This window comes from Microvirga rosea (assembly GCF_020595095.1).
In the GTDB taxonomy this organism is placed as follows: Bacteria; Pseudomonadota; Alphaproteobacteria; order Rhizobiales; family Beijerinckiaceae; genus Microvirga; species Microvirga rosea.
Genome location: NZ_JAJDOP010000005.1, coordinates 202,962 through 223,064 on the forward strand (window position 1 = coordinate 202,962; position 20,103 = coordinate 223,064).

The 20,103-nt window shown below is 64.1% G+C and carries 16 protein-coding genes and 1 tRNA gene; 10 read left to right on the forward strand and 7 right to left on the reverse strand.

From position 1 onward, the window contains the following. The first annotated feature begins 413 nt into the window (after window positions 1-413). The 4 genes from LJD17_RS14890 (at window position 414) to LJD17_RS14905 (ending at window position 6,122) form a co-directional block, all read left to right on the forward strand. Entirely contained in the window at window positions 414-1,316 is a 903-nt protein-coding gene (locus LJD17_RS14890; RefSeq protein ID WP_227384969.1) for an ABC transporter substrate-binding protein, read from the forward strand. After that, window positions 1,309-3,279 (forward strand): Fe(3+)-hydroxamate ABC transporter permease FhuB, encoded by a 1,971-nt coding sequence (gene fhuB / locus LJD17_RS14895; RefSeq protein WP_227384970.1) that lies wholly within the window; start codon window positions 1,309-1,311, stop codon window positions 3,277-3,279. The genes LJD17_RS14890 and fhuB overlap by 8 nt, the downstream gene beginning before the upstream one ends. 20 nt (window positions 3,280-3,299) lie before the next feature. After that, entirely contained in the window at window positions 3,300-4,382 is a 1,083-nt protein-coding gene (locus LJD17_RS14900) for a DUF2218 domain-containing protein (RefSeq protein WP_227384971.1), read from the forward strand. A 294-nt stretch (window positions 4,383-4,676) separates the two neighbouring features. Next, complete coding sequence (locus LJD17_RS14905) at window positions 4,677-6,122, forward strand: metal-dependent hydrolase family protein (RefSeq protein ID WP_227384972.1); 1,446 nt, start codon at window positions 4,677-4,679, stop codon at window positions 6,120-6,122. Window positions 6,123-6,958: 836 nt separating this feature from the next. Here the strand turns inward: LJD17_RS14905 and LJD17_RS14910 are convergent. The 4 genes from LJD17_RS14910 to LJD17_RS14925 form a co-directional block, all read right to left on the reverse strand. After that, on the reverse strand, window positions 6,959-7,975 hold the full coding sequence (locus LJD17_RS14910) for an NADP-dependent oxidoreductase (protein ID WP_227384973.1): 1,017 nt from the start codon (window positions 7,973-7,975) through the stop codon (window positions 6,959-6,961). Between the two features lie 57 nt (window positions 7,976-8,032). Next, complete coding sequence (locus tag LJD17_RS14915) at window positions 8,033-8,323, reverse strand: DUF2218 domain-containing protein (protein WP_227384974.1); 291 nt, start codon at window positions 8,321-8,323, stop codon at window positions 8,033-8,035. 234 nt (window positions 8,324-8,557) lie between these two features. Continuing rightward, a tRNA-Ala gene (locus LJD17_RS14920) sits at window positions 8,558-8,633 on the reverse strand. 84 nt (window positions 8,634-8,717) lie between these two features. Continuing rightward, a complete protein-coding gene (locus tag LJD17_RS14925) occupies window positions 8,718-9,098 on the reverse strand; it encodes a TIGR02300 family protein (RefSeq protein ID WP_227384975.1) in 381 nt (126 codons plus the stop codon). 165 nt (window positions 9,099-9,263) lie between these two features. Between LJD17_RS14925 and aroA the strand changes: the two genes are divergently transcribed. From aroA to LJD17_RS14945, 4 genes are all read left to right on the forward strand, one after another. Beyond that, window positions 9,264-10,613, forward strand: a complete 1,350-nt coding sequence (aroA, locus tag LJD17_RS14930; RefSeq protein WP_227384976.1) for a 3-phosphoshikimate 1-carboxyvinyltransferase — start codon at window positions 9,264-9,266, stop codon at window positions 10,611-10,613. Between the two features lie 7 nt (window positions 10,614-10,620). Beyond that, window positions 10,621-11,250, forward strand: coding sequence for a (d)CMP kinase (gene cmk, locus LJD17_RS14935; protein WP_227384977.1), 630 nt, complete (start codon window positions 10,621-10,623; stop codon window positions 11,248-11,250). A 67-nt stretch (window positions 11,251-11,317) separates the two neighbouring features. Then, window positions 11,318-12,121 carry a DUF1194 domain-containing protein gene (locus LJD17_RS14940; protein WP_227384978.1) on the forward strand — a complete coding sequence of 268 codons (804 nt, stop codon included), beginning with the start codon at window positions 11,318-11,320 and terminating at the stop codon, window positions 12,119-12,121. 11 nt (window positions 12,122-12,132) lie between these two features. Beyond that, window positions 12,133-12,510, forward strand: a complete 378-nt coding sequence (locus LJD17_RS14945; RefSeq protein WP_227384979.1) for a methylglyoxal synthase — start codon at window positions 12,133-12,135, stop codon at window positions 12,508-12,510. A gap of 7 nt (window positions 12,511-12,517) precedes the next feature. On the opposite strand, the gene hrpB is transcribed toward LJD17_RS14945, so the two are convergent. Both hrpB and LJD17_RS14955 read right to left on the reverse strand, forming a co-directional pair. Further along, entirely contained in the window at window positions 12,518-14,986 is a 2,469-nt protein-coding gene (hrpB, locus tag LJD17_RS14950) for an ATP-dependent helicase HrpB (protein WP_227384980.1), read from the reverse strand. A gap of 42 nt (window positions 14,987-15,028) precedes the next feature. Continuing rightward, on the reverse strand, window positions 15,029-15,646 hold the full coding sequence (locus LJD17_RS14955; protein ID WP_227384981.1) for an HAD family hydrolase: 618 nt from the start codon (window positions 15,644-15,646) through the stop codon (window positions 15,029-15,031). Between the two features lie 194 nt (window positions 15,647-15,840). On the opposite strand from LJD17_RS14955, the gene LJD17_RS14960 reads away from it, so the two are divergent. After that, window positions 15,841-17,043 (forward strand): DUF305 domain-containing protein, encoded by a 1,203-nt coding sequence (locus tag LJD17_RS14960; RefSeq protein WP_227384982.1) that lies wholly within the window; start codon window positions 15,841-15,843, stop codon window positions 17,041-17,043. Then, window positions 17,028-17,771: a sulfite exporter TauE/SafE family protein gene (locus LJD17_RS14965; protein ID WP_227384983.1), complete on the forward strand. Its 744-nt coding sequence runs from the start codon at window positions 17,028-17,030 to the stop codon at window positions 17,769-17,771. Before LJD17_RS14960 ends, LJD17_RS14965 begins: the two co-directional genes overlap by 16 nt. A 13-nt stretch (window positions 17,772-17,784) precedes the next feature. Here LJD17_RS14965 and LJD17_RS14970 read toward each other — a convergent pair whose 3' ends face one another. Then, the gene (locus LJD17_RS14970; protein WP_227384984.1) at window positions 17,785-20,073 is read right to left on the reverse strand and encodes an NADP-dependent malic enzyme; all 2,289 of its coding nucleotides are present in this window, start codon (window positions 20,071-20,073) and stop codon (window positions 17,785-17,787) included. Window positions 20,074-20,103: the final 30 nt, after the last annotated feature.

Below are 20,103 nucleotides of genomic sequence, written 5' to 3' on the forward strand. Positions count from 1 at the left end.
GTTTTTGAATTCATCTAAACTACAGATTATCAATCAATACCCATGAAGAAACTCTATTTAGAACAGATATAATCTAGAGGATTTGTGCTGCGCCGCTCCGCCCGCGGCCCTCAGGCATGGCATGCGCCTGCGGAACAGACCGAATTCTTTTCGGCGAGCCGTAGTTTGGAAAACTTCCAAGTTGATGATCGATATGGAATTTTATCGATTTTTTGATTGACGATCATGAGATTGCAGTTCATTCAGTGCCGCGATCTCATGAGGACGACTGAGCAGAGGCCTGCTGACGGCGACTTGCGAAAATGGAAGCATTTGGTCGAATGAGTGCTCTATCCACGCAGTATTCGGCTTCAGTTCTAAAAGTATAAATGTCCCGGCACCCCTGACAACAATTTCCTTCGAGCTGGACATTCATGCCACCTGCCCGCAACCTCACGACCTTGAGCCGCCGGACCCTTCTGGGGGCCGCCCTCGGGGCGTCATGCGTCGCACCGGCGCGCGGCAGCGCGGCCGAGCGGATCGCGGTGGTCGATTGGGCGATGCTGGAAACGCTCCTGGCGATCGGGATCGTGCCGGTGGCGGCCACGGAGCTCGTTCAGTTCGGAAAAATCGCCCTCGAGCCGCCGCTCCCGCCGTCGGTCGCGGATCTCGGATTGCGCGGATCCCCCAACTTCGAGATGCTTCGCCTTTCGAACCCGGACCTCATCGTCAGCTCGCCATGGTTCGCCTGGGCGAAAGAGAGTCTTGAGCGTGTCGCGCCCGTCGCGTCCTATTCCGTCTATGAACCGGGACGCCCGCCCTATGCGCCCGCGGAGCAGGTGACCCGGGCCCTGGGCGAGCGGCTCGGACGGCAGCAGCAGGCTCAAGCCGCCATCGAGATTTCCGCACAGGAGCTCGAACGGGCGCGAGCACGGCTGACCGGCAAGGCGGCTCATCCGATCTTCCTCATCAATCTCGGGGATGCGCGGCATTTTCGGGTGTTTGGTCCCGACAGCATGTTCGGCGATGTTCTCCAGCGCCTGGGTCTTGAGAATGCCTGGCCCCGTCCCACGAGCTACGGGGCCACGGCTCCGATCCCGCTCGAAGCGCTCGCCGAGGTGCCGCACGCGGCCATCGTCATCGTGTCCCCGGTCCCTCCGGACGCGCAGGGCACTCTCGCCACCAGCGCCCTTTGGAAAGCGATCCCGGCCGTCCGAGACCGCCGGGTCGCGATCATTCCGTCGGCCAACCCGTTCGGCGCGCTTCCGGCGGCGCGTCGGTTCGCCCGGCTCCTGACGGAGGCCCTTCTGGCGCCAGGAGCACGGTCCGATGGTTGAGGCACCGGCAACGCGATCCGCCATCGTGTTCTGGGCGTTGGCAGCCGTGGGTGCCCTGGCACTCTGCAGTCATCAGATCGCCGGATTGCTGCCGCTCGGGAGCAGCGGAAGCTTCGATTTCAACCGCGTTCTCTTGTTCAGCAGCCTGCTGCCCCGCGCGGCCGTCGCTCTGCTGGCCGGTGCGGCGCTCGGGCTCTCCGGCGCGTTGCTGCAGCAAGTCCTGAGAAACCCGATTGCCGATCCCTCCACGCTCGGCATCTCGGCGGGCGCGCAGCTCGCCATGACGGCCGCGACCTTGTTTGCACCCGCGCTGATGGAGGCGGGCCGTGAAACGGTCGCCTTCTTCGGCGGGAGCGCCGTCGTGGTCCTGCTCCTGTCCTTGACATGGAAACAGGGACTGGAGCCCGTCACGGTGGTGATCGCCGGAATGGTGATCTCCCTGATCGCCATCGCTCTGAGCGCAACGCTGATCCTGGCGAACGGCGAGTACATGATGTCTCTCCTCATCTGGGGAAGCGGCTCGCTCGGGCAGCAGGATTGGAGCCATGCCCGCACAATCGCTCTGGTGCTGGGGCTCTGCCTCCTCGGCGCCTTTCTCCTGAGGCGCCCCCTCGAAGTGCTCGAACTCGGCGATGCGGGCGCAAGGAGCATGGGTGCGAACCTCCTCGCTTTACGCCTTCTCGCGCTCGTTATCGCCGTGACGCTTGCCACCACCGTGACGGCACAAGTGGGCATCATCGGCTTCGTGGGCCTTGCGGCGCCCACTTTCGCGAAACTGTGCGGCGCACGTCGGCGCAAGGACATCCTGCTGTCGGCTCCGGTGATCGGCGCCATCGTGCTTTGGCTCACGGACGGCCTCATCCAACTCGGCTTTCGGGGCTCTGCGGAAATCGTTCCGACCGGTGCCGCGACGGCTTTGCTCGGCGGCCCGCTGCTTCTCTATCTCGTCCGTCGCATCCGGGTGTCACACCAGCAGCTTGCCGCGCCGTCACCAACGCCTGTGCGCCGCATCCGGCATGCCAGGCCTGCCCTCGTGATCCTCGCGTGCCTGACGGCCGCCGTCGCGGCTGCGGCGCTTCTGATCGGGCGTGGGCCGGAAGGCTGGCATGTGGCAACCGGATCTCTCCTGAACGATCTTCTCCCCTTCCGTGGGCCACGGGTCGTGGCGGCGGCAGCGGCGGGCTGCATGCTGGCGGCGGCGGGAGCGATGCTTCAGCGCCTGACCGGCAATCCGATGGCCGGTCCCGAGGTTCTCGGTGTCAGCGCAGGCGCAGGGGTCGGCCTGACCGTCGTTCTGGTCACCCAGGCGGCTCCGACGCTTTCGTCCCGCCTCGCGGGAGCATTGATAGGGGTGCTGCTCGTTCTCGCGACACTCCTGGCGATCGCCGGACGAAAGGAAAGGCATCCGGAACGCCTTCTCCTGAGCGGCATCGCCATCGGGGCGTTCTGCAGCGCCATCGTCAATGCGGCGACGGCCACCGGCGATGCACGCGCCTTCCAGCTTCTCGCCTGGATCAGCGGCTCGACCCAACAGGTGACATGGGGCGAGGCTTGTGCATCGGCCGTCATCGCGGCGGCGTTGCTGGCGCCTCTTCCGTTCGTGATGCGATGGCTCGACATCCTGCCGCTCGGGTCGGCCTCGGCCCGCGCCGTCGGATTGCCGGTCCGCTCCGTTCATCTTTCCCTGCTTCTTTTGTCCTCGGGACTGACGGCGGCGGCCTCACTTCTTGTGGGACCGCTCAGTCTCGTAGGACTGGTCGCGCCGCACATGGCGCGACTTGCAGGCTTCTCGCGTGCGAACCAGGTGCTTGCCGCAATCCTCATCGGATCCGTCCTGATGGTCGGAGCGGATTGGCTCTGCCGGGTCGCGACCTTTCCGTACCAGCTTCCGTTGGGCCTCTTCGCATCGCTCATCGGTGGGCCCTATCTCATCTGGCTTCTGCGCACACGCCGCGCAGGATGATTTCGTGAAGGAGCCATTTCGTGACGTCGCCATCTCTGAGTGCTCATGCCCACGTGTCTCTGACGATGCCGAATGCGGTCATGGGCAAGTTGTGCGACTACTTCGCCGAGTTCGGCGAAGTGAGCAGAACCGCGCATTCCGCCCGCCTGGCGATGGCCTTTGGAACGCTCACGATCACCGCCGGCGACAATGGCCTGGATCTTCGCGCCGAAGCGCATGATCCGACCTCCTTGTCCTACGTGAAGATGAGCGTTGCGGAACATCTGTCGACCTTCGTCGTGGATGAGAAACCGCGTCTCGTCTGGACCGGTGACGGCGCGGCCGGGACACCGCTTCCCTATTTTCGCGAGATGCGCGTCGTGAGCGCGCGCAACGTCACGCCGCGCATGCGCAGAGTCACATTGAGCGGACCGGATATCGGACGCTTTGAAACGGGCGGATTGCATGTGCGCCTCCTGATCCCGCCGAAGGCCGGGCAAGCGCCGTCATGGCCCGTGACCGGCGAAGACGGCCGCCCCGTCTGGCCGACCGGAGAGGATCGCCCGATCATCCGGATCTACACGATCCGCCACATCGATGCGGCGCGCGGCGAAATGGATATCGATATCGTTCTGCACGATGGGGATGCGACGCCGGGCTCCACATGGGCCAGACAGGCCGCGCCGGGCGACCTGGTCGGCGTGATGGGCCCCGGAGGCGGTGACGTTCCGGTGGCGGATTGGTATCTGTTCGCCGGCGATGAAACCGCCCTTCCCGCGATCAGCCGGATCCTGAATTCCCTTCCGGCCGGATGCCAGGCGACGGCGATCGTGGAAGTGGAGGACGAGACAGAAGAGCAGCCTCTCCGCTCCAATGCCAAACTCGACATCCGCTGGATCCATCGCAAAGGCTCTCCCGGCGCAACGCGGTCAATGATGGAAGACGCCATTCGTCAGGTCGGCGTGCCGGCGGGCGACATGCGCCGCTTCATCTGGGCCGGCTGCGAAAGAGAGACCTGTCTGTGCCTGAAGAAGCTCGTGCGAAGGGAATGGCAAATCCCGACCTCCGAGCATCTGATCGCCGCCTATTGGCGTGCGGGCTGCTCCGGCGACAATCTCGACTGATAGCCCAAGGCGAGACGTTCTCGGACATCCGGATGGAGACGGCGGCGAGGCCCGTATCGTTTCAGCCGCGGCGGAAACATGCCGCGTTGCTTTCCGCAACTCAGTAAAACCCCCATCCTGAACCAAGTGTTTTCCCGTAATCGTGAATATTGCATGGGCTGCTCAATGGTTTGTCGCAACGATCTTTGACCGCAATAGTATTCCGGCCCGAATACAGGTACGGTTTTGGGGAGATCATGCCTGCTGATCCTGCGGCGTACGCCGAGGTCGTCAATCGGAGCCGAGGAGGCAACGATGATCCGAGTCGGGATGAAGTACCAACACATGGTTCGTGGCCTCGACTGCCCTTGTCACAGTCCGCAGATCCGACAGGTGGTGGACAGGCTGGCAAGCTTCTCGCGGCGCGGATTTCTGAGCGGCCTGGGTGCTGCGCTGGCAACGTCCGGAAGCGCGGCTCGGGCCTTCGCGCAACCTGCGGGCCCAACCGGCAAGATATTGCTGCGCCAGCTGCGTCTGTTCGATGGCACAAACCCGATACGGGAAGGTACCCAAGTCCTGATCGAGCGGAACAGGATCGCGTCGGTCGACACGACCAACAGCGCGCCGCCATCCGACGCCGTCATTATCGATTGCAGCAATCGTGTTCTCATGCCGGGATTGATCGACGCCCACTGGCACGCGCTTTTAGCGGCTATTCCGGCGGCGGTTCTGGCGGCAGCGGATCCGGGCTATATCTTCACGGCGGCGACAGCCGAAGCCGAGCGCACGCTGCTGCGGGGTTTTACAACGATCCGCGATCTCGGCGGCCCGGTTTTCTCCTTCAAGCAGGCGATCGACGACGGGCTCATTCCGGGGCCGCGCATCTATCCTTCCGGCGCGATGATCACGACCTCGGGCGGCCATGGCGACCTGCGCATGCTCACGGATCTGCCCCGGCGATCCGGCCAGCTCAGTTCGATCGAGACACTGGGTGGCAGCATGATCGCCGACAGCATCGGCGAAGTGCAGCTGCGCACACGGGAACAACTGCTGCAGGGCGCGTCACAATTGAAACTAGTCGGCGGCGGCGGCGTGTCATCGCCCCGAAGCCCGCTCGACATGACGACCTTCAGTGAAACCGACCTGCGCGCCGCCGTCGATGTCGCCAGGGATTGGAACACCTATGTGACGGTGCATGCCTATGCTCCGAATACGATTCGACGCGCCATCGCCGCCGGCGCCGCCTGCATCGAACACGCTCACCTGATGGATGAGGACACCGCGAGGATCATGGCCGACCAGGGCGTTTGGCTGAGCATTCAGCCGTTTCTCAGCGCCGAGGATTCCGTGCCGCTGACGGGCCCGAGCCAGGACAAGTTGCGGCAGGTCATTGCAGGAACGGACATGGCCTACACCCTGGCACGCAAGCACAAGATCAAGACGGCGTTCGGCTCCGACCTGCTTTTCTCCGCTACCATGGCGGCCCGTCAGGGTAACATGCTGACGCACCTGACGCGCTGGTACGCCAATCTTGAGATCCTCCGGATGGCGACGTCAACGAACGCCGAGCTGCTGGGCCTGTCTCATCAGCGCAATCCTTATCCGGGCAAATTGGGAGTCATCGAGGAAGGAGCCTTCGCGGACCTCCTCGTGATCGATGGAGACCCTGTCGAGAACATTAGCCTGATCGAGAACCCCGACGCGAACCTTCGACTCATCATGAAGGACGGCAAGATCCATAAGAATACGCTTGCCGGTTGAGGCAGGGAAACGAACGGCAGATCTTCGCCGTCGGCGCAGCGATGTGAGACCGGAATTGCCTTTCCCGCGCGTTCAGTGATTGCCCCTCGATATCATTGTTCTCATTTTGTTCTTGACTGGCGGGACAAGCTGAGCTATATCGTTACGCAGATCAGGTCCTGACGAGGGGCGCACTCGCGAGGCGTCGCAAGAGCGGGACCGGACACGGTCCCGTGCTCGCTTCCTACGCAGAAGCAAGTGACGGGAGGCCCAGGATGCTTGGGCGGGTTGTCGGGATCGGTCGCAGGCCCCCGTCGCACGAGACGGATCCCGCCTGCGGCGAGACCTGAGCCTTGCCTCTCCTGTCCGCCTAAAAGAACCGTGCGCGAAGAGGCCTCCCGGCTCTTCCCTTCTCCTCATCCGCGAGCCGGGCTGCCCGACGCGCCACCCTCGATCGCTTCCCCTCCGGGCCACTCAGCCCGGAGGACATGGCCCCATGCCGTGACGCGCTCCGCCGTCATTCCGGGGCGAGCCTCAGCGAGAGCCCGGAACCCAGAACCACGACCGTTCAGGAGAAAGAGCCATGGCAGCCGTTGCGTTCTTTTCCAGCACCCTCAGCGTGTATGGGTTCCGGGCTCGCCTGCGGCGCCCCGGAATGACGGTGGTGCTCTGTCCTTCCGGGGCGAGCCGCGCGAGAGCCCGGAACCCAGAGCCGCTAACGATCCCGGATCAGGAGCCATGGCAGCCGCGCACCCGTCCACAAACCTCAGCGGCTCTGGGTTCCGGGCCCGGCCCGCAGGGCCGTCCCGGAATGACGGGGGTGCTCTATCGTCCCGGAACCCGGGCCGTTTCAAGGATCAGGAAACTTGAACGATCAGCTTGCCGAAGTTCCGCCCTTCGAGAAGTCCGATAAACGCGTCCGGGGCGCTTTCGAGGCCCTGCACGATATCTTCCTTGTACCTGACGCGCCCGTCCGCGATCCATTGCGCCATGTCCCTGTAGAAGGCGGGCCGCTGGTCGACGAACTCCCTCTGGATGAAACCGCGGATCAACAGGCTCTTGGTGAGAATGTCCCGCATGAGGATCGGCAGCCGGTCCGGTCCCTCGAAAGGTCCGGTGCTGTTGTATTGGGCGACAAGGCCGCAGACCGGAATGCGGGCGAACGGATTGAGCAAGGGGAAAACCGCATCCCACACGGCTCCGCCGACATTCTCGAAATAGACGTCGATGCCGTTCGGGCAGGCGGCCCTGAGCTCCTCGGCGAAAGTCGGCGAGCGATGGTCGATGGCGGCATCGAAGCCGAAGGCGTCCTTCACCACGGCGCACTTGTCTGCGCCGCCCGCGATCCCGACAGCCCGAGCTCCCTTGAGGCGCGCGATCTGCCCCACCGCCGAACCGACCGGTCCGCTTGCCGCAGCCACCACCACGGTCTCGCCGGGCTTGGGCTGCGCAATGGTGAGCAGTCCCGCATAGGCCGTAAAGCCGGGCATGCCGAGAACCCCGAGGGCCGTCGTCACGGGCGCGGCTTCCGGATCGAGCTTGCGCAATCCCGTGCCGTCGGACACCGCATGGGATTGCCATCCCGAATGCGACAAGACGATATCGCCGACGGCGAAATCCGGATGGCGGCTCTCGATCACTTCGGCGACCGTACCGCCTTCCATCACTTGGCCGATCCCCACCGGAGCGGCATAGGACTTCGCATCGCTCATCCGTCCCCGCATATAGGGATCAAGCGAGAGATAGCGGATCTTGAGCAGCACTTCGCCCGTTCCCGGAGCCGGAACCGGAGCTTGCACGACGTTGAAATTCGCAGGCGAAGGCCGACCGGTCGGGCGCGAGGCGAGGACGACCTGGAGGTTATGTTCCGGCACAGCGTAAACCTTTCAATAGGGAGAGGGAATCATGAATGTCCCCGGAGCATCGCCGGTCTACCCCTCGCGAGTCCACACGATCTCCAGCGGTTCCCGGAACGCAAAGCGCAGCAGATGATCGGCGACGACCTGCTCCATGCGGGAGATCCCCTCCTCCGATGCGCCGCTGAGCGTGATGCGCAGGTGATCGGGGCCCGCCTCCAGGATGCAGGGTCCGTTCGGCAGCGGGATGTCGGCGCGCTCCGCATTGTAGGTGAGATCAGGGAAGCGGTGGCTCCAATGCTTGCTGAGCTGGGTCAGGTACTTGCTGGCGTGCTCGGTGCGAACCTCGGAACGGGACATGATCATCGAAACGGTTCCTCTCCATCAACGGCGCGGGACTATCGGACGATAACGACCGAAGAGCTGAAGAATAGGGACCTTCGGGAACGGGCGGCAGAATGGCGGCGAACATATGTGCCATGCACCCCGGGCCGCTGACTTTCGGGACGCAGCCCTATGCGAGGCGGGACGGTGATCGGCGGCGGGCCGCTCGCGGGATCGCGGAACTCAGAAGAAGAGATATGTTTGGGAAGGAATATTTGGTGGAGCCAGGCGGAATCGAACCGCCGACCTCTTGAATGCCATTCAAGCGCTCTCCCAACTGAGCTATGGCCCCACGCTGGCCGCGGTGATGGGGCACCGCGGAAAGGATCGCCGCCGAGAGGCAGCGGCGCTTCTATAGTCGGGTCCGATCAGAGGTTCAAGCCTCTTCATCGTCCTCCAGATCACTGTCGATCAGGTCCGACACATCGTCGTCCCCTTCCTCTTCATCCTCAAGGAAGGTGTCGTCGTCGGCCACGTCATCGGCCACGTCGATATCGTCGTCGGTCGGAAGATCCTTATCGGCCTCGCCAGCCTCGACCTCGTCGAGTGACACCATCTCGGCGCCGGCCGTCTCGAGCTCGGTCTCGTCCTCATCCTCGGTCGAACGAGCAACGGCAGGAGCCGCCACGCGGCTGAGTGCCGTAACCTGAAAGACGGTGCCGCATTTCGGGCAGACGGCGGGATCTCTGTTGAGATCGTAGAATTTCGCGCCGCAGCTCATGCACTGGCGCTTCAAGCCGAGTTCCGGTTTGGCCACGGGTTCATGCCTCAATGTGAATGTTGGGAAGGCTCCGTTAGTCGCGAGGGCCCCCCTTGTCAAATAAGAAATTGCAGGAGAAGTCCAGACAGGGCCGCCTGCCCGGATGACGGCACCGAATGCCCGTGTTAGGAGCCGCCAGTTATAAGGATGAAAGGGGCGAGCATGGGGCACGCACATGGAGTGGCATCACCGGTCACCAGCCGCGCCGGCGGGGGCCTGAAGGGGCGCCTTCGGGTTCCGGGCGACAAGTCGATCTCCCACCGGTCCATGATCTTCGGCTTGCTCGCCATCGGGGAAACCCAGGTGGAGGGACTTCTCGAAGGCGACGATGTGCTGCGCACGGCCGAGGCCTGCAAGGCCCTTGGCGCCCATATCACCCGGGAAGCGCCCGGCCGCTGGCGGATTCGCGGCGCCGGGATTGGCGGCTTAGTCGAGCCCACCGGGATTCTGGATTTCGGCAATGCGGGCACCGGGTCACGGCTCATGATGGGCGTTGCCGGCAGCCACCCCATCAGCGCCACCTTTGACGGCGATGCCTCGCTGCGCAAACGTCCGATGCGCCGCATCCTGGATCCGCTCGTCAAGATGGGCGTCACCGTGGTGAGCGAAGCGGAGGGAGGACGGGTCCCGCTGACTCTGCGCGGCCCCCGCGAGACGATCCCGATCACCTACGAGACGCCGGCAGCCTCGGCCCAGATCAAATCGGCCATTCTTCTGGCAGGCCTCAACTCGCCCGGAAGGACGACCGTGATCGAAAGCGAGGCGACCCGGGACCACACGGAACGCATGCTGCGCCATTTTGGCGCAACGGTGGAGGTTGTTCCCCACGGCCAGCATGGACGTGCCGTCACCCTGGAGGGCCAGCCGGAGCTCCGGGGCACGACCGTGATCGTCCCCAGCGACCCGTCGTCGGCCGCCTTCCCGATCGTGGCTGCGTTGATCACACCGGGTTCCGACGTGGGGATCGAAGGCGTGATGATGAATCCGCTTCGGACCGGCCTCATCACGACCCTCCTGGAGATGGGCGCATCCATCGAGCGCCTGAACGAACGCGACGAAGGCGGCGAAACGGTTGCCGACCTGCGGGTCCGGGCGAGCCGTCTCAGCGGCGTCACGGTTCCGGCCGACAGGGCGCCGGCGATGATCGACGAATACCCGATCCTGGCCGTTGCCGCCTCGTTTGCCGAAGGGACAACGCGCATGCAGGGCCTTCATGAACTGCGTGTCAAGGAATCCGACCGTCTGGCGGCCGTCGCGGCCGGCCTCGCGGAGACTGGCGTGCCGCACGAGATTCAAGAGGACGATCTCATCGTCCATGGAACCGGCGGAAAGGTGCGGGGCGGCGGAAAGCCCGTTGCGACCCATCTCGACCACCGGATCGCCATGTCGTTCCTCGTGATGGGCCTGGCGACGGCGGAGCCTGTCACGGTCGACGATGGGGCCATGATCGCCACGAGCTTCCCCACCTTCATCCCGCTCATGCGCGAACTTGGTGCCACGATCCTCGACTGATGCATCCATGATTATTGCAATCGACGGCCCCGCCGCCTCCGGCAAAGGAACGCTCGGCAAGCGCCTGGCGGACCATCTGGGCTTCGCCCATCTCGATACGGGCCTCTTGTACCGTGCGGTTGCTTCGGTCCTCCTCGGACAGGGCATTCCGCTGACGGACCGGGACGCGGCGGCCGACGCCGCACGGAATCTCGACGTCAGCCATCTGGATGCCCCGGACCTGCGCGGCGCTGCGATGGGCGAGTCCGCCTCGGTGATCTCGGCCTACCAGCCGGTGCGGGATGCGCTTCTCGCCTTCCAGCGCCAGTTCGGGAGCCTGGAGCCGGGCGCGGTGCTTGATGGCCGGGACATCGGCACGGTCGTCTGCCCCGACGCGGAGGTCAAGCTCTTCATCACGGCGACGCCGGAAGAGCGTGCCCGTCGCCGTCATCTGGAGCTTGTCCGGCGAGGTGAGGACGTCACCTACGAAACGATCCTCACGGATATCCGGCGCCGGGACGAGCGGGACATCAACCGGGCAACCGCCCCCCTCAAGGCTGCGGCCGACGCGATCACCCTCGACACGACGAATCTCGACGCAGACGGCGCCTTCCAGGCCGCCCTAGCCATTGTGGACAGGAAGCGAAGCAAAACTTGACCTTGCGTCGTGCCAGGAAGCTGGCACACTTCAACGGACCAGACCGGCTCCTCAGGGGAGATTACCGATGGTTCGTTCCGGCTGTATGCGTTTCGTTGCGGGGCTCTTCCTGGTCCTGGGACTGTTCAGCGCCCCGCCGAAGGCCAAGGCGCAGACGGAGATCGACCTCGCCCTCGTTCTGGCGGTCGACATATCCTTCTCCATGGACACGGAAGAGCAGGCTCTGCAGCGCGAGGGGTTTGCGCAGGCGTTTCGCTCCCCGCTCGTCCACGAGGCGATCCGGGCCGGGCTGGTCGGCAGGATTGCCGTCACTTATGTGGAATGGGCCGGGGCCTCGGACCAGAAGGTGATCATTCCCTGGACCGTCCTCGACAATTCCGAGAGCCTGATGGCCTTCGCCGACCGGATCTCGTCGACACCGTTGAGCCGGGCGCAACGGACCTCCATCTCCAGCGCCATCGATTTCAGCTCCAAGCTCTTCGACGAGCTCGACGCCACCGCGACCCGCCAGGTCATCGACGTGTCGGGGGATGGTCCCAACAACCAGGGCCGCGGCGTGGAGCAGGCGCGGGATGACGCGCTTGCGAAGGGCATCATCATCAACGGGCTGCCGATCATGCTCCGCAAGCCCGGCTACCTCGACATTCCCGAACTCGACATCTATTACAGGGACTGCGTCATTGGAGGTCAGGGGTCTTTCATGGTTCCGGTTCGCGAGCGTGATCAGTTCATCAACGCGATCAAGACCAAGATCCTCCTCGAAGTCGCCAATCTCACCCCGCAGATCCCCCGTATCGAACGCATCCAGAATCCTCCCCGGGCCAATTGTCTGACCGGCGAGATGCAATGGCGCGATCGCTGGAACAACTGACCTAAGATCTCATGCAGAAAATGACATTGGCGCTCGTGGCTCACGACGCCAAAAAGGATGACATGGCCGATTTCGTCGCCATGCATGAAAATGCTCTTCAGCCCTTCACCCTCTACGCCACCGGCACGACCGGCGGACGGGTCATGGAACGGTGCCCGTCTCTGACCGTGACACGTCTGAAGAGCGGCCCCCTTGGAGGCGATCAGCAGATCGGCGCGATGATCGCCGAGGGCAGGATCGATGCGCTGTTCTTCTTTGTCGACCCGCTGTCCCCTCATCCGCACGACGTGGACGTGAAGGCTCTGATGCGGCTGGCCCTCGTCTACAACATTCCCATGGCGCTCAACCGGGCGACCGCCGAACGGTTGATTGCCAGCTTCGCCCCATAAGGCACTCTCATGTCCCTCGCGGCTTGGCGCGTCGCGTCGGAGGAGCCGTGAGCGGATCCTCCGGCCAGGGATGCTTGGGATACTGGCCCCGCATGTCAGCCCGCACGGCGGCCCAGGAACCGCGCCAGAAGCCCGGCAGGTCCCGGGTGATCTGGATCGGACGCTGAGCCGGCGACAAGAGGTGCAGGATCAAGGGCACCCGTCCGCCCGCCAGGGTCGGATGTCGATCGAGCCCGAACAGCTCCTGAACGCGCACCGCCAGAACAGGCCCTTCCTCCGCGCCATAATCGATCGGGATCTGCGAGCCGGTCGGCACCTCCAGATGGGTCGGCGCTTCCGCATCGAGACGACGCTGGAGATTCCAGGGCATGAGCCCCCTCAGCGCTTCGCTGAGGTGATCCGGGCCGAGATCGGCAAGACCGGTTTTCCCGACAAGGTGCGGTGCAAGCCATTCCTCGGCCGTTGCGGCGAGAGCCTCATCGGAGAGGTCCGGCCAGTCCTCTCCCTCGGCTTTCCGGAGGAACATCACCCGCTCCCGCCATTGGGCAAGCGCTTTGGACCAGGGCAGAGCCGATAATCCCAGTCCCATCAGTCCCGTGGCAAGAGCTCTGGCGCTTTCCTCCGTTGCCGGAACCGGTAGCGGCCGCTCGTTCAGGACGAGGGCGCCGTAACGCCGGACCGCACGGGCCCGGAGCGCTTTGGCCTGTCGGTCGAAAACGATCTTGTCCCGGCGCTCGATATCATCGCCCAACATGACATCGATCTCATCGGGCGCAATCGCCGCCGCCGCGAGGATCCGCGCCGAGGCCGCTCCGCCCGCGATTTCCGCGATGGCCAGGTAGGGCTCCTTGGCCAATCGATCGTGCGCTTCAAGGGAAGCCCCGCGGCCGTTGGCCATGAGGTATTCGCCGGGCTTTCCGCGGGCTTTCGCCAAACGGTCAGGGTAGGCCAGGGTCAGGAGCGCACCAGGGGAAAGCGCGGCGTCGGAAGAGCGCGCGGACGCTCCGCCGCGCGCCCAGCCTTGAGCCATGCGGCGCATGTCCTCGGCACGCCGCGATCGGTCGCGGCGGAAGCGCTCCACGCGCTCGCCAAGATCCGTCCCGTCGCCGCCAAGCCCCCGCTCGACGAGGACCGCAGCGATATCGGCGGCCTCCCTTCCCTGCCGGCTCTCTCCCGCTTTGAGCACCATGCGGGCAAGGCGCGGCGGCAAGGGAAGGTCGCGCAGGTGACGGCCGGTCTCGGTGATACGGCCATCCTCATCGAGAGCATGAAGCTGCTGAAGCAGTGCCCGGGCCTCCTTGAGCGCCGGCGGCGGCGGCGGATCGAGGAACGCGAGAGTAGCCGGATCCGTCACGCCCCAGGCCGCGCAATCGAGGAGCAGCGGCGCCAGATCCGCCGACAGAATTTCAGGGCGAGCAAAAGCCTCGAGCGCGCCGGTGGCGGCTTCCTCCCACAGACGATAGCAGATGCCGGGCTCGGTTCGTCCCGCACGGCCGCGTCTCTGATCAGCCGCCGCACGGGAAACACGCACGGTCTCGAGCCGCGTCAGGCCGATCCCCGGCTCGTAGACGGGAACCCGGGCGAGACCGGAATCGACAACCACACGAACGCCCTCGATGGTCAACGATGTCTCGGCGATGGACGTCGCAAGCACGACCTTCCGACGGCCGGGCTTTGCCGGACTCACCGCCAGGTCCTGTTCGGCCCGATCGAGAGCCCCGTAGAGCGGGGCGATATCGACAGCCGGATCGGCGATGCGCTCCCGAAGAAGCATCTCGACGCGCCGGATTTCCCCCTGTCCAGGCAGAAACACGAGAATCGACCCGCTTTCCGCCCGCAAGGCGCGCGTGACAGCCTCCGCCACCAGCTCGTCGATTCGCCGGTTGGGATCACGCCCCAGGTAATGGGTCTCAACCGGATAGGCCCGCCCCTCGGACCGGATGACAGGTGCATCTGAAAGGAGCTTGGCGACCCGCGCGCCGTCGAGAGTCGCAGACATGACCAGAAGGCGCAGATCTTCCCGAAGGCCGGCCTGCGCATCGAGCGCCAGGGCAAGACCTAAATCCGCATCCAGGGAGCGCTCATGGAATTCATCGAACAGAACGGCGGCGATCCCGTCGAGGGCGGGATCGCCCAGGATCATTCGCGCGAACACACCCTCCGTCACCACCTCGATTCGGGTCTTTCGGCCGACCTTGGAGCCGAGACGAACCCGAAGCCCGACCGTTTCGCCGACGGCTTCACCGAGGGTTCGGGCCATCCGGTCGGCCGCCGCACGGGCTGCGAGCCTGCGCGGTTCGAGCACGATGAGCTTGCGCCCTTCGACCCAGGGTTCTTCGAGAAGCGCAAGGGGAACACGCGTCGTCTTGCCGGCGCCGGGAGGAGCCACAAGAACCGCGTTCGAGCGCACGCGAAGGCTCGCCGTCAGGTCGGCGAGCACCTCATCGATGGGAAGTCGGGTCTCAAAGGCACGCATGCTGCCTGATGGCGCAGACTGAGCCCGAGGGCAAGGTGCCTGTCAGGCGGCGATCCCATAGCGCCGAAGCTCGGCCGCGAGATCCATCGGCTCCACGAAATGGACCGCATGCATTCCGACGGAGCGGGCGCCCTCCACGTTTGCCTTGGAATCGTCGATGAAGATGCAGTCCTCGGCCTTAAGTCCATAGCGATCGAGCAGGAGATTGTAGATCCGGGGCTCCGGCTTCAAAAGCCGCTCGTCTCCCGAGACGATCGTGCCGTCGAATCCATCCAGAAACGGGAAGCGCTTCTTCGCGATCGTGAATTTGGGGCTGGAGAAATTCGTGATGCAGTAGTTCGGAATACCCGCGTTGCGCAGACGGCCGAGCAGATCGACATTCTCCTCGATGATACCGGAAACGGTTTCTTCCCAACGGTGGTGGAACGCACGGATCGACGCTTCGTGGCTCGGATAATCCCGCACCAGGAGGGCTACGGCCTCGTCCCAGTCACGCCCGCGATCCTGCTCAAGATTCCATTGATTGGTGCAGACGGTCGAGAGGAACCACTCCATCTCGGCCTCGTCCTCGAAGATCGTCCGGTAAAGGTTGCGCGGATCCCAGCGCAGAAGGACGTTGCCGACATCGAAGACGACGGTCGTTGGATTCCGGTTGCTCATGATACCCCTTCTTTGCTTCGTTCGGATGCTTTTATTCCGGAGAAAGCTCCAGCGCCATTCTCAAAAAATGGCACCCTGCCCTCCGTTTCCGAATCCCTGAGCAACTTTTCCTGAACCTCCGGTGAAGCTTGAGTGGATCAACGGCGAGGCTGCGACGTTGTCGGAGGGTTTTCCCAAGTGCGGCGAGCGTGAGAATGACGGGTTCCCGATGGCCGAGGATTGGCCTGAATTGGCGCAGCGCCGCGCTTCTGGGCCTGATCTCAAGCACGTTCTCGACGCTCGTGAGTCAGTTCACCGCCACCCGGATCGGACGGGATGCCCTGGTCGATTGGATGACCGTGGCAACCATTCCGCTCCGCTCAGGGATAATCCATGTCGATCCCTCATGGATGTCGATCGTTGCGGGGATTCTCTTCCATCAATGGGCGGACTTTTCCTGGGCGCTGGTCTTTTTCGGACTGTTCGGCAGGTGGACCGCCTCGCTGGGTCCCTGGGCTCTCCTGCTGCTTGCGCTGCCCTGGGCCGTTTTCACATCCAGCCTCGAATGGTTTTTCCTCGTTCCGCTCCTGCCGTTCCGGCAGCCAATCTTTATCTTGGAACAGCCTTACTGGATCGGCTTCCTGGTTCATGCGACATCGGCCTCGATCTATCCGCTATTTCCAAGGCTGAGGGACTGGATGGCGGGCCGGGTGCCATCCCCGCATCGACGCTTTGCCGGAATCTGGAGTTTTCTTGCGGTCTTTGGCTTGGTTGTGTTGGGCGCTCTCGCGTTCTTGGGTTGGCAGAACCGCGAACTGCCATGGATGGGGCAAGACGCCGTCTATGACCAGGCCTACATGCGCCGCATAGCGGCTCACCACGATCAAGGGCTCGAACTGGCGCTTCTGGCGGTCGAACGGGCACAGGATCCGGACCTGCGGGATACCGCCCGCCTGATGGCCGCCTCCCAGAAGGGCGATATCGCGGTTTTCCGCCAATTCTGGAGCAGCTGGTTTCCCGGCTTGCTTCCGCCGGCCACCGCCGAGGATCATAGGGCCATGCCGGGGATGCTTTCAGCAGACCGGATCGGGGAACTCAGGCGGGTGAGCGACGATGGTTTCGCCCCCTTGTTTATCTCCCTGATGACGCATCACCACCAGGGAGCGATTGCCATGGCGGACGAGACGCTCCATGGAAAAAGCGACATTCGGTTGCGATTGATGGCCCATGCCATTCGGCATGGTCAGCGGGGAGAGATCGAACTCATGAGAGGTACGGAAGGATTTGCGGCCGTCAAGGCAGCCACCATGTCCCTCTTCCGTCCGGGCGAGCCGACGCCGACCAGCCCCGACGAAATCCCCTGTCGCGCTCCGACCAACCGCATCATTGATGAGACGATCCCATGCTTGACCAAGTGACGGCTATTCAGTTCGCGCTTGTCGCGCTGTGTGCTCTGGGAGCCGGAACCCTTGGGGGAATCGCCGGCTATGGGACCGGTCTCCTGATGCCGCTCGTCCTTGCTCCCATCGTGGGTGCGGATGCGGTCGTCCCCATCATCGGCGCCTCGGCTCTGTTGACCAATGGCAGCCGCGTCGTCGCATTTTGGAACGACATCGACCGCCGTCGCGCCTTGATCGTCGCCGTGATGGCGATCCCGACATGCTTTATCGGCGCCTACGGGTACACGTTCCTGTCCGGCAGGGGTGCCAGCATCCTCATCGGTTCGTTCCTGATAGTCATGGTGCCGCTGCGCCTCGCCTTGAAACGGCTCAGCGCCCAGCTTTCAGGCAGAGGCCTCTTCGCAGCGGGCGCCGGATACGGGCTTCTCGTCGGCGGGACTTCGGGATCCGGCGTCGTGCTGCTCTCGATCCTCATGGCATCCGGGTTGAACGGTCGTGCGGTCGTCGCAACGGACGCGGTCATTTCCATGACGCTTGGGGTTGCGAAGACCGGGGCCTTTCAGGCTTTCGGCGCACTGCCCCTGTCGTCGTGGATCATGGCGCTGCTTGTCGGCCTATCGGCGACCCCAGGCGCCTTCATCGCCAAGCGCCTCACGGAGGCTCTGCCGATTCATATTCACAACGCCATTCTGGACGCCGCCATCATATGCGGCGGCGCCATTCTGATTGCGCAGGGCCTGCGGTGAGCGGACCGCTGCGCTAACCGCCGATATTGTAGGCGGCCAGCGCCGCCATGTTGACGATGTCCGCATCCGTTGCGCCGAGGGACACGATCTGCACCGGCCTGTCGAGGCCGACCACCAATGGCCCGAGCACCATCGCGCCTCCAAGCTCCTGCAGCATTTTCGTCGAGATCGAAGCGGAATGAAAAGCCGGCATGACCAGCACGTTGGCGGGGCCCGTAAGACGGCAGAACGGATATTGCGCCATTCCATCCCGGTTCAGCGCCACATCGGCCGACATCTCCCCATCGTACTCGAAGTCCAGGCGCATGCCGTCGAGAATGCGAACCGCTTCCTGGATCTTCTCCGCACGCTCCGCCCGCGGATGACCGAAGGTCGAGAACGACAAAAGGGCCACCCGCGGCTCGTATCCGAGACGACGGGCGACACCAGCCGCCTCGATGGCGATCTCCGCCAGCTCCTGCGCGTCAGGCATCTCATGAATCGCCGTGTCGGCCACCAGAACGGCGCGGCCCCGCGCGAGGCAGAGAGAAACACCGATCACCCGATGTCCGGGCTTTGCATCCACCACATGGCGCACGTCGGCGAGGGCCGTCGAATAATTGCGCGTCGCGCCCGTCACCATGGCGTCCGCATCGCCGAGCGCCACCATGGACGCCGCGAAGTGATTGCGATCCTGGTTGATCAGGCGCTGGCAATCGCGAAACAGGAAGCCCTTTCGCTGCAGACGCTCATAGAGAAACTGGGCATAGGTGCTGTTGCGGTGAGAAAGGCGGGCGTTGTGGATCTCGATTCCCTCCCGCCCCTCGAGGTCGATCCCTGCCTGTTCCGCCGTCGCATGGATACGGTCCTCGCGTCCCACCAGGATGGCGCGTCCCAGCCCCTGATTGACGAACGACAGCGCGGCGCGGATCACCTGCTCCTCTTCGCCCTCCGCGAAGACGACCCGTTTCGGGAAGCGGCGCACGCGCTCGAAGATGCCGTTGAGCGTCCCGGCCACGGGATCCCGGCGGGCGGAGAGCTGCGCCTTGTAGGCGCGCATATCGACGATGGGACGGCGCGCGACACCCGTATCCATCGCGGCCTGGGCGACGGCCTGCGGGATCGTATGGATCAACCGCGGATCGAACGGCACCGGAATGATATATTCCCGCCCGAAACGCGGGCGTGTGCCCTGATAGGCGGCCGCCACCTCGTCCGGAACGTCCTCGCGGGCAAGATCCGCCAGAGCCTCGGCGGCTGCGATCTTCATCTCCATGTTGATCGTTGTTGCCTGCACGTCGAGCGCGCCGCGGAAGATGTACGGGAAGCCGAGCACATTGTTGACCTGGTTCGGATAATCGGACCGCCCTGTTGCGATGATCACGTCGTCCCGGATGCGGGCCACCTCCTCCGGGGTGATCTCGGGATCCGGATTGGCCATGGCGAAGATGATGGGGTTGGGGGCCATGGAGCGGATCATCTCATCCGTGAAGGCCCCTTTGACGGACAGGCCGAAGACCGCGTCCGCTCCATCGAGAGCCTCCGCCAGCGTGCGAGCCTTCGTTTCGATGGCATGGGCCGATTTCCACTGATTCATGCCCTCCGTCCGGCCCTTGTAGATCACGCCCTTGGTATCGCAGAGAATGACGTTGTTGGGCGCGAAGCCCATGGCCTTGAGGAGTTCCGTGCAGGCGATGCCGGCGGCACCGGCGCCATTGACCACAAGTCTGGTTTTCGCCATGTCGCGCCCGGTAAGATGCAGGGCGTTGAGAAGTCCCGCGGCCGCGATGATCGCCGTGCCGTGCTGATCGTCATGGAAAACCGGGATATCCATGAGTTCGCGCAGCCGCTCTTCGATGATGAAGCACTCGGGCGCCTTGATGTCCTCGAGATTGATGCCCCCAAAAGAGGGGCCCAGATAGCGCACGCAGTTGATGAAGGCGTCCGGATCCTCCGTGTCGACCTCCAGGTCGATGGAGTCCACGTCGGCAAAGCGCTTGAACAGGACGGACTTGCCTTCCATCACGGGTTTCGACGCAAGGGCCCCGAGATTGCCGAGGCCAAGGATCGCGGTGCCGTTCGAGATCACCGCCACCATGTTGGAGCGGGTGGTATAATCGAAGGCCAGCGAGGGGTTTTCGGCGATTGCCTTGACGGGGACCGCGACGCCCGGCGAGTAAGCTAGGGAAAGGTCCCGCTGCGTCGCCATCGGCTTGGTCGGTGTGATCTCGAGCTTTCCCGGCCGTCCCTGCGCATGGAACTGAAGCGCCTCCTGATCGGTGAAAGTGGGGCGGCTGCGGCGGGTCGTCGGCTGATCTGTCATTGCTGTTTCGCGTCTTTTATGATTGGGGCG